This is a genomic window from Sphingomonas sandaracina (genome assembly GCF_036663695.1).
Lineage (GTDB): Bacteria > Pseudomonadota > Alphaproteobacteria > Sphingomonadales > Sphingomonadaceae > Sphingomonas.
Genome location: NZ_JAXOJK010000001.1, coordinates 704,478 through 718,084 on the forward strand (window position 1 = coordinate 704,478; position 13,607 = coordinate 718,084).

11 protein-coding genes are annotated in these 13,607 nt (G+C 65.0%); 7 read left to right on the forward strand and 4 right to left on the reverse strand.

What is annotated here, in order from left to right; genetic code table 11:
- Positions 1-32: 32 nt before the first annotated feature.
- On the reverse strand, positions 33-914 hold the full coding sequence (gene serB / locus U1707_RS03120) for a phosphoserine phosphatase SerB (protein ID WP_332798653.1): 882 nt from the start codon (positions 912-914) through the stop codon (positions 33-35).
- Here serB and miaA point away from each other — a divergent pair.
- From miaA to leuA, 6 genes are all read left to right on the forward strand, one after another.
- Entirely contained in the window at positions 913-1,854 is a 942-nt protein-coding gene (gene miaA / locus U1707_RS03125; RefSeq protein ID WP_332798654.1) for a tRNA (adenosine(37)-N6)-dimethylallyltransferase MiaA, read from the forward strand. The genes serB and miaA overlap by 2 nt on opposite strands.
- Before the next feature lie 82 nt (positions 1,855-1,936).
- Positions 1,937-3,697 (forward strand): acetolactate synthase 3 large subunit, encoded by a 1,761-nt coding sequence (locus U1707_RS03130; RefSeq protein ID WP_332798655.1) that lies wholly within the window; start codon positions 1,937-1,939, stop codon positions 3,695-3,697.
- Between the two features lie 136 nt (positions 3,698-3,833).
- Complete coding sequence (gene ilvN, locus U1707_RS03135; RefSeq protein WP_056048113.1) at positions 3,834-4,349, forward strand: acetolactate synthase small subunit; 516 nt, start codon at positions 3,834-3,836, stop codon at positions 4,347-4,349.
- Between the two features lie 106 nt (positions 4,350-4,455).
- The gene (gene ilvC, locus U1707_RS03140) at positions 4,456-5,475 is read left to right on the forward strand and encodes a ketol-acid reductoisomerase (RefSeq protein WP_332798656.1); all 1,020 of its coding nucleotides are present in this window, start codon (positions 4,456-4,458) and stop codon (positions 5,473-5,475) included.
- Between the two features lie 449 nt (positions 5,476-5,924).
- Positions 5,925-6,530, forward strand: a complete 606-nt coding sequence (locus U1707_RS03145) for a YceI family protein (RefSeq protein WP_332798657.1) — start codon at positions 5,925-5,927, stop codon at positions 6,528-6,530.
- A 194-nt stretch (positions 6,531-6,724) separates the two neighbouring features.
- Positions 6,725-8,383, forward strand: coding sequence for a 2-isopropylmalate synthase (gene leuA / locus U1707_RS03150; protein WP_332798658.1), 1,659 nt, complete (start codon positions 6,725-6,727; stop codon positions 8,381-8,383).
- Between the two features lie 115 nt (positions 8,384-8,498).
- Here the strand turns inward: leuA and U1707_RS03155 are convergent, their stop codons facing one another.
- From U1707_RS03155 to folE, 3 genes are read right to left on the reverse strand one after another with little or no spacing between them, the layout of a single operon-like run.
- Positions 8,499-8,849 (reverse strand): dihydroneopterin aldolase, encoded by a 351-nt coding sequence (locus tag U1707_RS03155; protein WP_332798659.1) that lies wholly within the window; start codon positions 8,847-8,849, stop codon positions 8,499-8,501.
- Complete coding sequence (locus tag U1707_RS03160) at positions 8,842-9,612, reverse strand: SDR family oxidoreductase (RefSeq protein ID WP_332798660.1); 771 nt, start codon at positions 9,610-9,612, stop codon at positions 8,842-8,844. The genes U1707_RS03155 and U1707_RS03160 overlap by 8 nt, the downstream gene beginning before the upstream one ends.
- Positions 9,612-10,250 carry a GTP cyclohydrolase I FolE gene (folE, locus tag U1707_RS03165; protein ID WP_332798661.1) on the reverse strand — a complete coding sequence of 213 codons (639 nt, stop codon included), beginning with the start codon at positions 10,248-10,250 and terminating at the stop codon, positions 9,612-9,614. Before folE ends, U1707_RS03160 begins: the two co-directional genes overlap by 1 nt.
- Positions 10,251-10,452: 202 nt before the next feature.
- On the opposite strand from folE, the gene U1707_RS03170 reads away from it, so the two are divergent.
- Positions 10,453-13,422 (forward strand): TonB-dependent receptor, encoded by a 2,970-nt coding sequence (locus tag U1707_RS03170; protein WP_332798662.1) that lies wholly within the window; start codon positions 10,453-10,455, stop codon positions 13,420-13,422.
- The last annotated feature ends 185 nt before the right edge of the window (positions 13,423-13,607 follow it).

Here is a 13,607-nt window from a genome sequence, read left to right on the forward strand (position 1 = left end):
CCCTGCCCCTCCCTTCCAGGGAGGGGTGAAAACTAGTCCAACACCCAGTCGCGCTTCGCGATACCCTGTGCGTAAAGCAGCGCCGTCAGGTCGCCATGATCCACGCGAGCCGCCGCCGCCGCCGCGACGACCGGCTTGGCGTGGTACGCCACCCCCAGCCCCGCCGCTTCGATCATCGCCAGGTCGTTGGCGCCATCGCCTACCGCGAGCGACTCTTCGACCGGGATACCGCGCGCGGCGATCGCTGTGCGTAACGTCGTCAGCTTTGTGTTCGATCCGACGATCGGCTTGGTCACCGTCCCCGTCAGCACGCCGCCCTCGATCTCCAGCACGTTGGCGATCGCCCGGTCGAAGCCGATCGCCTTCGCCACGGGCTCGGCGAACCGCGTGAAGCCGCCCGATACCAGCACCGCCGTCCCCCCGCGCGCGCGCATCGTCCGCACGATAGCCTTCGCGCCCGGCATGATCGTCACGCGCTCGGCAAGGCAGCGTTCGATATCGGTTTCGGCCAGCCCCTTGAGCAGCGCCACACGCGCATCGAGCGCCGCCTCGAAATCGAGTTCGCCGCGCATCGCGCGTTCGGTGATCTCGGCGATCTGGGGCTTTATCCCGGCATAGTCGGCGAGCTCGTCGATGCACTCGACGGTGATCATCGTCGAATCCATATCGGCGACCAGCAGGGACTTGGTGCGGGAAAGGCTGGACTGCACGACAACATCGGTCTTGGCGAACGCGCCCTCCAGCGCAACCCGGGCCGCATCCGGCGCCATGCCGAAGATCAAGTCAGCGGCGGCGCCCTCGTCGATCCAGCCGCTGATCGCGGGCACGCACCCTGCCGCGCACAGCCGGTCCATGCCGGTCGAAATATCGCCTGCGGTCAGCGTGCCCGAGGCTATAAGCGTTGCGGTGAACATGCCGTACTCCAAACCACAGTGCGCGTTGCCGAAGGTCGCGCTCATCGCAGGGCCGACCGCAAGCGGCAAGTCCGCGCTGGCGCTGGCGATCGCCGCCAAACACCGGGGCGTCGTAATCAATGCCGATTCGGCCCAAGTCTATGCCGATCTCCGCATTCTAACCGCGCGCCCATCGGCCGAGGAGGAGGAGAGCGCCCCGCATCGGCTGTTCGGCCATGTCGACGCTGCCGATGCCAGCTATTCCGCTGCGCGTTGGGCGACGGAGGCGACGCAGGCGATCCGCGAGACGCTGGCCGAGGGCAGGCTGCCGATCCTAGTCGGTGGTACGGGACTCTATGTGCGTACGTTGCTCGACGGCATCGCTCCCGTACCCGCGATCGATCCAGCCCTGCGCGAGCATGTGCGCGCCCTCCCCGTCGCGGTCGCACACGCTGCGCTTGCAGAACTGGACCCCGCCGCCGCGGCGCGGCTCGCCCCCGCCGACACCACCCGCGTCGCCCGTGCCCTCGAAGTCGTCCGCGGTACCGGCCGGACGCTTGCAGACTGGCAGACCGAACGTGTGGGCGGGATAGGCGAGACGATCGACGTCCGCGCGCTGATCCTGCTCCCCGACCGCGACTGGCTAAACGCGCGCATCGATCAGCGCTTCGCCGAGATGGCCGACACCAGCCGCGCGGAAATCACCACGCTGCTCGCGCGCACCGATATCCCACAGGACGCCCCGATCCGCCGCGCGATCGGCGTGCCCGAGGTTAGCGCCTTCGTCCGCGGCGAAGTTTCAGAACCCGACACCATCGCTGCGGGATCGCTCGCCACTCGGCGCTATGCCAAGCGCCAATATACGTGGCTCAGGCACCAGCCGCCCGCCGACTGGACCCGCACCGAAGCCTTCGACCAGCAAACGCGCTTGCAACAATTTGAAACTATATTGCTGAAATGATGTTTGACACGCATCTTTTATATCGGTAGCCGGCCCCTCCACGAGACGCTAAAGGCAGCGTTCTCGCAAAGGATGATTTGAAATGACCGAGAAGAGTGGAGCCGATATCCTGATCGAGGCGCTGTGCGATCTCGGCGTGGAGGTCGTCTTCGGCTATCCGGGTGGTGCCGTGCTGCCGATCTACGACGCGTTGTTTCGCCACAATTCGAACGGCGGTCGGATCAAGCACATTCTGGTGCGCCACGAGCAGGCCGCGACGCATGCCGCCGAGGGTTACGCACGCTCGACCGGCAAGCCCGGCGTGGTGCTCGTCACCTCCGGCCCCGGCGCGACCAACGCGGTCACCGGCATCACCGACGCGCTGATGGATTCGATCCCGATGGTCGTGATCACCGGCCAGGTGCCCACCGCGCTGATCGGCACCGACGCGTTTCAGGAGGCCGATACCGTCGGCATCACCCGCCATTGCTCGAAGCACAATTATCTCGTGAAGGATCCCGCCAAGCTTGGCGACGTGATCCACGAGGCGTTCCATATCGCCACCTCGGGGCGTCCGGGCCCGGTGGTCGTCGACATTCCCAAGGACGTGCAGGTCGCGACCGCGCGGTACAAGAAGCCGGGCCCGATCCAGCACAAGACCTATCGCCCGCAGGTCAAGGCCGACCAGTCGCAGATCGAGCAGCTCGTCGACATGCTCGCCGCGGCCGAACGTCCGATTCTGTACACCGGCGGCGGCATCATCAATTCGGGTCCGGCTGCGAGCCAGTTGCTGTGCGAACTCGTCCGCATCACCGGCGCGCCGGTGACGTCGACGCTGATGGGCCTTGGCGCCTATCCCGCATCGGGGCCACAGTGGCTCGGCATGCTCGGGATGCACGGCACGTACGAGGCCAACATGGCGATGAACCAGGCCGACCTCGTCGTCGCGCTCGGCTCGCGCTTCGACGACCGCGTGACCGGACGGCTCGACGCGTTCAGCCCGAACTCGCGGAAGGTGCACATCGACATCGATCGCTCGTCGGTGAACAAGACGGTACGCGTCGATCTCGGGATCATCGCGGACGTCGGTCATGCGCTCGAGGACATGGTGCGGATCTGGAAGAGCCGCCAGCATCCAAAGCCCAACACGACCGACTGGCAGCGGCGGATCGCCGGCTGGCGCGCGGTGAAGTGTCTCGATTTCCCCGAGAACGACCCGACCGAGATCATGCCGCAGCGCGCGATCCGGGCGCTGTTCGACGCGACGCATACGCGCTCGCCGATCATCACGACCGAGGTCGGCCAGCACCAGATGTGGGCCGCGCAGCATTTCGGGTTCGAGAAGCCGAACAAGTGGCTGACCAGCGGCGGTCTCGGCACGATGGGGTACGGCCTGCCCGCTGCGATCGGCGCGCAGCTTGGCAACCCGAACGCGCTGGTGATCGACATCGCCGGCGAAGCGTCGATCCAGATGAACATCCAGGAGCTCGCGACCGCCACGCAGTACCGGTTGCCGGTGAAGATCTTCATCCTCAACAACCAGTATATGGGCATGGTCCGCCAGTGGCAGGAACTCACCTACGAGAGCCGCTATGCCGAGAGCTATTCGGATTCGCTGCCCGATTTCGTGAAGCTCGGCGAGGCGTATGGCTGGAAGGGCATCCTGATCGAGACGCGCGACCAGCTCGACGGCGGCATCGCCGAGATGCTGGCCTATGACGGCCCGGTGATCGTCGATTGCCGCGTGTCGCAGCTGACCAACTGCTTCCCGATGATCCCGTCGGGCGCTGCGCATACCGACATGATCCTGCAGGCGAACGAAGTGTCCGGCACGATGGACGACGAAGCGAAGGCGCTGGTGTGATGGCGTATTCGTCTTCTGCGCCCCTCCCTGGAAGGGAGGGGTTGGGGGTGGGTCGGCCTGCTTTGGCCACCGCCGCCTCCGATCGAAACCAACCCACCCCCGGCCCCTCCCTGTCAGGGAGGGGAGAAGGCTAGTCATGCACATTTCCCAGGAAAAGGCCGAGCGGCATACGCTCGCCGTCATCGTCGACAACGAACCGGGCATCCTCGCTCGGATCGCCGGCCTGTTCACCGCGCGCGGCTATAATATCGAGAGCCTCACGGTCAGCGAGATCACCGCGGACAAGTCGGTCAGCCGGATCACGATCGTCACCAGCGCGTCGCCGGCGACGATGGAGCAGATCATCGCCCAGCTCGACCGGCTGGTCCCCGTCCATAAGGTCACCGACCTGACGGCACAGGGCGCGCATGTCGAACGCGAGCTCGCGCTGGTGAAGGTCCGCGGCACCGGCGACCACCGGATCGAGGCGCTGCGCCTCGCTGACGTCTACCGCGCGCGCGTCGTCGATGCGACGACATCGAGCTTCGTGTTCGAGGTCACCGGCGGGATCGACAAGATCGACAAGTTCGTCGAACTTATGGGCGAAGTCGGTCTGATCGAAGTCGCCCGAACCGGCATCGTCGCGATCGCCCGCGGCAAAGAGCCCGCTTAACTTACTGCGTCATCCTGACGAAAGTCAGGATCCAGAGCCACACATGGCGCCGCCTGCAACCCTGGGTTCCGGCGACAGCCCGAATGACGAAAGAAGGAAGAATCCAATGCGTGTCTATTACGATCGCGACGCCGACCTGAACCTCATCACCGACAAGAAGATCGCGATCGTCGGCTACGGTTCGCAGGGTCACGCGCACGCGCAAAACCTGCGCGACTCAGGCGTCAAGGACGTCGCGATCGCACTGCGCGAAGGTTCGGCCACCGCCAAGAAGGCGATCGAGGCCGGCTTCGCGGTCAAGTCGAACGCCGAGGCCGCCGCCTGGGCCGACATCGTCATGATCCTCGCGCCTGATGAGCATCAGGCGGCGATCTACGCCGCCGACCTGCACGACAACCTCAAGCAGGGCGCGACGATCGCCTTCGCCCACGGCCTCAACGTGCATTTCGGCCTGATCGAGCCGCGCGCCGATCTCGACGTCATGATGATCGCGCCCAAGGGCCCCGGCCACACCGTGCGCAGCGAATATGTCCGCGGCGGCGGCGTTCCCTGCCTGATCGCAATCGACCAAGACAAGTCGGGCAACGCGCATGACATCGCCCTCGCCTATGCCAGCGGCGTCGGCGGCGGGCGTTCGGGGATCATCGAGACCAACTTTCGCGAGGAATGCGAGACCGACCTGTTCGGCGAGCAGGCCGTGCTGTGCGGCGGCATCACCCATCTGATCCAGGCCGGGTTCGAGACGCTGGTCGAGGCCGGCTACGCGCCCGAAATGGCGTATTTCGAATGCCTCCACGAGACCAAGCTGATCGTCGACCTGCTGTATGAGGGCGGCATCGCCAACATGCGCTATTCGATCTCGAACACCGCCGAATATGGCGACATCACGACGGGGCCGCGGATCATCACGTCGGAGACCAAGGCCGAGATGAAGCGCGTGCTGGCCGACATCCAGTCGGGGCGGTTCGTGAAGAACTTCATCTTGGATAACCGCGCGGGGCAGCCTGAGCTGAAGGCGGCACGTAAGCAGGCGCTGGCGCATCCGATCGAGAAGATCGGGTCGGAGTTGCGTGGGATGATGCCTTGGATCGGGAAGAATGCTCTCGTCGATAAGGCGAAGAACTGACGCGAGCGCGAGCGCGCGAACGCGCGTGAGCGCCGCCGGCACGACGGAGCTTGCCCATGGGGCACGGCTTCGCCGGGTCCGACGGGCTGGCCGCTTCCGCGCGCTCCACACCACCCCGGCGAAGGCCGGGCCCCAATTGGGAAGATTCGAGTAACGGAACGCTGTCTTCCGTTAGAGACGTCCCCCAATTGGGCCCCGGCCTTCGCCGGGGTGGTAGTCTTCGTCGGGAAAGGCGTTCCCCTTTCTTGTTCCCTCGCGAACGCGGGGGTCCAGGGTCTCGGGCGGTGACCTTGGTTTAGCTGGGGCCCCGCCTCCGCGGGGGAACAAGACGGTGCGGCGCCCCTGCCCCCCGCCCCACCGACCCAATTCCGAAACACACCGTTGGCATAACGCCGTTTGACGCGCCCCCTTACCTCGGCCAGCATCGCGCGATCAACAGGAGACCCCGCATGCGCCTAGTCCTAGCCACGATCCTCGCCCTCACCGCCGCACCCGTTCTCGCACAAACCGCCGCCATCCCCGGCGCACCCGTCAAGGCGCGCGTGACCGCCGGCACCTACGCGGTCGACGCGAACCACACGCAGGTCACGTGGCAGGTCAACCACATGGGCTTCTCGATGCTGGAAGGGCAGCTCGGCGCGTCGGGGGGTAGCATCACGATCGATCCCACCAAGCCGAACGCGACCAAGGTCGAAGTGAACTTCGCGATCGACCAGCTCGCGGTCACGTCCGCGCCGTTCGCGGGCCATCTGAAGTCGAAGGACTTCTTCGACGCCGCGACCTATCCGACCGCCAAGTTCGTCTCGACCAAAGTCGTCGCGACCGGCGACAAGGCGACGATCACCGGCAACCTCACGCTCAAGGGCGTCACCAAGCCGGTCGTGCTGCAGGCGACCTTCATCGGCGCAGGCGCGAACCCGATGAACAAGAAGCTGAACTTCGGCTTCCGTGCGACGACCTCGATCAAGCGCAGCGACTTTAACATCGGTGCGTATGCCCCGGTCGTGTCGGACAAGGTCGACCTGACGATCAACGCGGCGTTCGCCGCGCAATAATCGACCGCATTCCCTATCGCGCTGGACACATACACCGCCCGCGCGGTAGGGAACTCGCGATGACGCATGGCCGCCTCCTGCTGCTTCGACTTACGCGCCCTTAGGCGCGCCGATCGTTTGCGCGGTGGCCACGCCCCGTGCCTCGCGCCTAAGGGCTGACCCGAACGCTCCCGACGATACGAGAGACACGAGCCATGCTGCGCGACCCATCGACCAAATACCGCCCCTTTCCCCAGATCGACCTGCCCGACCGCCAATGGCCGTCGAAGACCATCGTCAAGCCGCCGCGGTGGCTCTCCACCGATCTGCGCGATGGCAACCAAGCGCTGATCGACCCGATGGATGCCGAGAAGAAGACGCGCTTCTTCGACCTGCTCTGCAAAGTCGGGCTGAAGGAGATCGAGGTCGGTTTCCCAAGCGCCGGCGCGACCGAGTTCGACTTTATCTCCGGACTGGTGAAGACCGGGCGCATCCCCGACGACGTCGCGATCCAGGTGCTGACCCAGTCACGCCGCGACCTGATCGAAACGAGCTTCGCCAGCCTGGTCGGCGCGAAGACCGCGATCGTGCATCTGTATAATGCGGTGTCGCCTGCGTGGCGGAAAATCGTGTTCGGCATGGACCGCGCGCAGGTGAAGCAGATCGCGATCGACGGCGCCAAGGTGCTGCGCGACGAGGCCGCCAAGCAACCGAACGTCCGCTGGCAGTTCGAATACAGCCCGGAGACCTTCTCGACCGCCGAACTCGATTTCAGCCTCGAGGTCTGCGAGGCGGTAATGGACGTGCTGATGCCGACGCCCGACACCCCGATCATCTTCAACCTGCCCGCCACCGTCGAGTGCGCGACGCCGAACATCTATGCGGACCAGATCGAATGGTTCGGGCGCCACATCCGCAACCGTGACGCGGTGGCGATCAGCCTGCACACGCACAACGACCGCGGCACCGGCGTCGCGGCGGCGGAGCTCGGCATGATGGCGGGCGCTGACCGCGTCGAGGGCTGCCTGCTCGGCAATGGCGAGCGCACCGGCAACTGCGATCTCGTGACCGTCGCGCTCAACATGTACACACAAGGGGTGGACCCGAAGCTCGACCTTTCGGACATCGACGGCGTCGTGAACACGGTCAATTACTGCACGAACATCCCGGTCCACCCGCGCACGCCCTATGCCGGCGACCTCGTGTTCACCGCGTTCTCGGGGTCGCATCAGGACGCGATCAAGAAGGGGTTCGCGGCGCAGGAGGCGAAGAACGACACCTTGTGGGAGGTGCCGTATCTCCCGATCGACCCCGCCGATCTCGGCCGCAGCTACGAGGCTGTGATCCGCGTCAACTCGCAGTCGGGCAAGGGCGGCGTCGCCTGGGTGATCGAGCAGGACAAGGGGCTGAAGCTGCCCAAGCGGTTGCAGGCGGACTTTAGCCGCCACGTTCAGGCCTATGCCGACGAGACCAGCCGTGAGCTGAACGCGGCGGACATCTGGGGCCTGTTCGAGCGGACGTACATGCCGCAGGCGGACGATCGCGTAGAGTTGCGCGACTATGAGGAGAGCGGTGCGTCGGGGCATCGCGTCTTCATCGGCCGCGTTGCGATCGATGGCGAGGAGCGGTCGATCTCGGGGCGCGGCAACGGGCTGATCTCAGGCGTGATCTCGGCGCTGACGGAATCGACCGGGCCGACGCTCGACGTGGTCGATTATAACGAGCACGCGATTGGCCACGGCGCGGACGCGCAGGCCGCCGCATATGTCGAATGTCGCACGGCCGAGGGCAAGACTGTGTTCGGCGTCGGCATGGACACCGACATCGCGACTGCCTCGGTCCGCGCGGTCCTGAGCGCCGCCAACCGCGCATAATGCGGCTCTCCCTCCCCCCTTCGGGGAGAGGGTCGGGGTGGGGGGCAGCCAAGCAGTGCGACGTCTGGAACAGCCCCTCACCCCAGCCCCCTCCCCGGAGGGGAGAGCGAGCCGTTCATCGCTTGCGGACGATCTCGCAACCTACGCGGGCGTCGGGGTAGACGTCCGCCTTCAGGGTGCGGACCTTTACCCGCCGCACCCGAGCGTCCGCCAGGCATAACCCGGCAATCGCCTCGCAGAGCGACTCCTGCAAGGCAAACGGCCGTTCCGCGACCATCGCCAGGATACCCGCGCGCACGAAGTCATAGTCGAGCACTTCCGCAATCGCATCCTCGCCGAGCGGCGCCAGATACACGACCGTCATCTCGACCGACACGACCACGCGCTGCGGTGCGACCTCGTGCGGATGGATGCCGAGGCGCATCATCACCTCGAGACCGTCGAGGATCGTCGTGAACTCAGCCATGTCGCCCCCCACGGTCCCGGTCGAACATCACGTCGCTATCGCGCGCCAAGAACCGCTGCCCGCAATCTACGAACAGGTTCTGCCCCGTCACGCCCCTCGCGGTCAGCAGCCACGCCACTGCGTCCGCGACCGCGTGGGCGCCGACCGGTCGCCGAAGTAGATTGTCGCTCGCCACCGCCGCGAACTGCTCGTCGCTCTGGTCCCCGCTTGGCAGCGTCAGCCCGGGCGACACCGCATTGACGGAAATGCGCGGCCCGAGTGCCTGTGCCAGCATCGTCGTCGCCCCCTCCAGCGCGATCTTGCCGCAACTATACGAGAAGAAGTCAGGATTGAGGTTCGCCACCTTCTGGTCGAGCAGGTTGACCACCGCACCGTCCACGACGTCGTCCTGTGAGGCCAGCGCGGAAGCCAGCAGCACCGGCGCCCCGCAGTTGATCGCGCCAAGCTCGGCGAACAGCACCGGATCGACCTCGGGCGGCCGATCGAACTCGAACCGCGACGCGCAGTTCACCAGCCCGTCGATCGGTCCGCCGATCGCCGCCCGCGCCGCCGCGAATAGGCCGCCGATCGTGCCAAGATCGCTCAGGTCGCCGGCCACCGTAGCCGCACGCCCGCCGCCATCGACGATCTTCATCACCAGCGCCGCCGCCTCGTCCGGCGAATGACCCTGATGAACGACCACCGCATGGCCATCGGCCGCGAGTCGCCGGACGATCGCCGCGCCCAGGCGCTTCGCCCCGCCGGTGACAAGCACCGTTCGCATCAGGCCGGCTGCCCCATCAAAGCCAGCACTTCTTTGCGGCTGCGTTCGTCGTCGCGGAACACGCCCATCATCCGGCTGGTCACCATCGTCACGCCCGGCGTCCGTACGCCGCGCGCAGTCATGCAGGCGTGGCTCGCCTCGATCACCACCGCGACACCCTGCGGCTTCAAGTTGTCCCAGATGCAGTCCGCCACTTCCGCGGTCAGCCGCTCCTGCACCTGCAACCGCCGTGCAAAGCCGTGCAGCACGCGCGCGAGCTTCGAGATGCCGACGACGTGGTCGCGCGGCAGGTACGCGATGTGCGCCTTGCCAATGATCGGCGCCATGTGATGCTCGCAATGCGACTGAAACGGGATGTCCTTCAGCAGGACGATCTCGTCATAGCCGCCCACTTCCTCGAACACGCGCTCGAGATGCTTCGCCGGATCGTCGCCATAGCCTGCGCAATATTCCTTCCACGCACGTGCAACACGACGCGGCGTATCGAGCAGCCCCTCACGGGTCGGATCGTCGCCCGCCCAGCGGATCAACGTACGGATCGCCGACGCTACGTCTTCGGGCACGATCACCTTGCCGTCGGGGCCCAGCACATCTTCGGCCACGGTGGGGTCGTTCGACCCGCTCAGTTCATCCCGCATCGCAACACCTTTTGTCAGCATACCCAAACATCGGAACATGGGTCCTCTTTTGCAACTGTTTCATTTCAGCAACGCGCCGTAAGTGCCGTATTCCAGGCATCAAAAAGCGTTGACGGTTGATTTTTTTCGTCGTTACTTCGCCATACCTGAAAAACTAAATCGTGAATCGGCAAAGACCGGCACGATCGGGGAGAGGACTGCCATGGCTAAGTTCGAATTGCTCGCCGCATCGGCGATGATACTCCTGTCGATTGCGCCGGCAATGGCCCAGACGGCCACCACAACATCGGCTGAAAACACCGCCCCCACCAACGGTCCGGGTCAGGAAGCACCGTCGACGCAGACGACACAGAACGTGTCCACCGCGGCACCGATCGATCCTTACGCCGCCCAGGATATCGTGATTACCGCGCAACGCCAATCGCAGCGGTTGCAGGATGTTCCGATTGCTGTGAGCGCCTTTACCGCTGACAACCTCGCCAAGCAGCAGATCGTCAACCCGAGTGCACTCCAGCAGACGCTGCCCAACATCACCTTCACCAAGACCAACTTCACCACGTCGAGCTTCACGATCCGCGGGATCGGCGATCTGTGCACCGGCGCGACCTGCGATACCGCGACCGGCATCCACGTCAACGACATGCCGCTGGTTACGACGCGCCTGTTCGAAAGCGAGTTCTTCGATCTGGAACGGATCGAGGTGTTACGCGGGCCGCAGGGAACGTTGTTCGGCCGCAACGCAACCTCGGGCGTGGTCAACTTCATCTCCGCCAAGCCCGACCTCACCGGCGTGCATTCCGCCGCCGAGTTCGAATATGGCAATTACGATTCGAAACGCGTGAGGGCGATGGTCAACCTGCCCTTCACCGACACGCTGGGCATCCGCGTCGCCGGCACCTATCTCAACCGCGACGGCTATACCAAGAACCTGTACGACGGTCGCAAGATCGACGGGCGCGACCTGCATTCGGTGCGCGGCACGCTATCGTGGGAGCCGACGAGCAGTACCCGGATCGACCTGATCGGGTCGTATTTTCGCGAGAAGGACGATCGCTCGCGGTTGCAGAAGCAGCTTTGCCACCGCGATCCGACCGGCGTCCTCGGCTGCCTGCCCGACCGGCTTGCCAACGAGACCGCGAACGGCAATTCGACACTGTCCGCGGTGCTCAGTTCGAGCGAGTTCTTCGCCGTCAACAACCCCGCGCTGGGACGCTTCGGGCTGCAGAGCCTGTACGGCCAGGATACCTATACCGGCGTGGTCAACCCGGCCGACGTGCGGACCGTATCGCTCGACTACAGCCCGACCTATTTCGCGGAGGAGGAGCAATATACCGCGAAGATCTTCCATGATTTCGGACCGGTCAGCCTGAACCTCACCGGCGGCTACACCCGCAACGCCGTCGACAGCACCGCCGATTATAACCTCGCGGTCGAGAACCCGCTGACCAACAATGCCGGGCTCGCAACGCTCAACGCGCTCGGCCGCGCGGGATCGCCGTTCGCGTTCCTGAACGGCGTGCGACAGACGCTGATCCCCAACGGCCCAGCGGGTGGCGCATGCCAGTCGGCGGCGGATCCGAACAATGTCGGCGTCTATGGTGGAAATTCGATCGGGTGTTTTGCGCAAAGCCTCGACTTCGATCGCTCACGCCAGAAGAACCGCCAATATTCCGCCGAGGCGCATCTCGACAGCAACTTCGACGGGATGTTCAACTTCCTGCTTGGCGGCATCTATGTCGACAGCAAATCGACCAACACCGACTATTTCGTCAACGCGTTCGGGCTGGACTACGCCTCGGGCATCCTCGGCTCGGCGAACGCGGCGAGCGCCGGGTTACCCGCTGGCAACGGCTATTTCCTGTCGACGCCCTTCTATCGCAACAGCGATAGCGAATTCCGGCTGAAGTCCTACGGCATCTTCGGCGAGACCTATTTCAAGTTCACCGACAATCTGAAGCTGACCATCGGCCTGCGGTATAACCACGACAAGAAGACCGACCAGGCACGCAATCTCGCGCTCAACGTGCTGACACCGATCGGCGCGACGGGCATCGAGCAAGGGCTGAACTACGGCACGGTCGATTTCGACCCGAACCTGCCGGGGCGTCAGGAGTTCGCCAATGCGCAGGTCAGCTTCTCGCGGCTGACCGGTCGCGCGGTGATCGATTACCGGATCACCGAGAACAACCTGCTCTACGCATCCTACTCACGCGGGTATAAATCGGGTGGGATCAACCCACCGCTGCTGCCGATGTTCAACGTCAGCAACACGTTCCTGCCGGAACAGGTCAACGCGTACGAGATCGGCTCGAAGAACACCTTCGGCGGCGGCCGGCTCCGGCTCAACCTCACCGGCTTCTTTTACCAGTACAAGAACCTCCAGCTGAGCCGGATCGTCGCGCGCACATCGGTGAACGACAATGTCGACGCCGATATCTACGGTGTCGAGGCGGAGGCGATCATGAGCCCGGTGCCGGCGTTCGTGGTCAACATGAACGCGAGCTACCTGCATTCGAAGGTGTCGAGCGACAAGTTCCTGGTAAACCCGCGCGACGTGTCCGGCGGCCGCGCGGACGCGGTGATCATCAAGGACATCACCAACGCGTCGAACTGCGTCGTCGTGCCGAACGTAGCGGGCAATGCGGCGCTGGCGAACGGCTATGTCGCGGCGGTCAATTCGGCGATCGGCCTGCGCGCACCGACCGCGATCCCGACGATCTCGGCGACCGGCGCGTTCGGGATATGCTCAGCGCTGGGGACCAACGCCGCGGCGAGCGGCGTGTCGGTGCTCGACGGCGTGACCACCAACATCCGCGGCAACCGCCTGCCCCAGGCACCGACCTACAAATGGTCGGTGGGTGCGCAGTACACGATCGACTTCGCCAACGGCATGAGCCTCGTGCCGCGCGCGGACCTCAATTACACCGGCGGGCTGTCGGGCAGCATCTTCAATACTCAGATCGACCGGATCCAGGGGTATGAGGTCGTCAACATGCAGGTGCAACTCAACGCGCGCGAGGACCGCTTCTACGTGCGGGCGTATGTGCAGAATCTGACCGACAACGATGCGACGACCGGGCAATATGTAACCGATCAGTCGGCCGGGCTGTTCACGAACATCTTCACGATCGAACCACGCCGGTACGGTGTCGCGGCGGGGTTCAAGTTCTGAAGGGACGTTCGAGGCGGGTCCGCCGCAAGGCGAGTCCGACGGAAAGGACGGCGATCTAACTGATCCTCCCCCGCCAGTGGGAGGTGGCGCCGAAGGCAACGGAGGGGGCGGGCACGGAACAGATGTGTCGCCTTACCTCCCCTCCGTCTGGCAAGCGCCAGCCACCTCCCCCTGGCGGGGGAGGA

Coding starts and splice junctions, on each gene's coding strand:
- miaA (WP_332798654.1), top strand. CDS start 913: ATGCCGTACTCCAAACCACAGTGCGCGTTGCCGAAGGTCGCGCTCATC.
- serB (WP_332798653.1), bottom strand. CDS start 914: ATGTTCACCGCAACGCTTATAGCCTCGGGCACGCTGACCGCAGGCGAT.
- U1707_RS03130 (WP_332798655.1), top strand. CDS start 1,937: ATGACCGAGAAGAGTGGAGCCGATATCCTGATCGAGGCGCTGTGCGAT.
- ilvN (WP_056048113.1), top strand. CDS start 3,834: ATGCACATTTCCCAGGAAAAGGCCGAGCGGCATACGCTCGCCGTCATC.
- ilvC (WP_332798656.1), top strand. CDS start 4,456: ATGCGTGTCTATTACGATCGCGACGCCGACCTGAACCTCATCACCGAC.
- U1707_RS03145 (WP_332798657.1), top strand. CDS start 5,925: ATGCGCCTAGTCCTAGCCACGATCCTCGCCCTCACCGCCGCACCCGTT.
- leuA (WP_332798658.1), top strand. CDS start 6,725: ATGCTGCGCGACCCATCGACCAAATACCGCCCCTTTCCCCAGATCGAC.
- U1707_RS03155 (WP_332798659.1), bottom strand. CDS start 8,849: ATGGCTGAGTTCACGACGATCCTCGACGGTCTCGAGGTGATGATGCGC.
- U1707_RS03160 (WP_332798660.1), bottom strand. CDS start 9,612: ATGCGAACGGTGCTTGTCACCGGCGGGGCGAAGCGCCTGGGCGCGGCG.
- folE (WP_332798661.1), bottom strand. CDS start 10,250: ATGCGGGATGAACTGAGCGGGTCGAACGACCCCACCGTGGCCGAAGAT.
- U1707_RS03170 (WP_332798662.1), top strand. CDS start 10,453: ATGGCTAAGTTCGAATTGCTCGCCGCATCGGCGATGATACTCCTGTCG.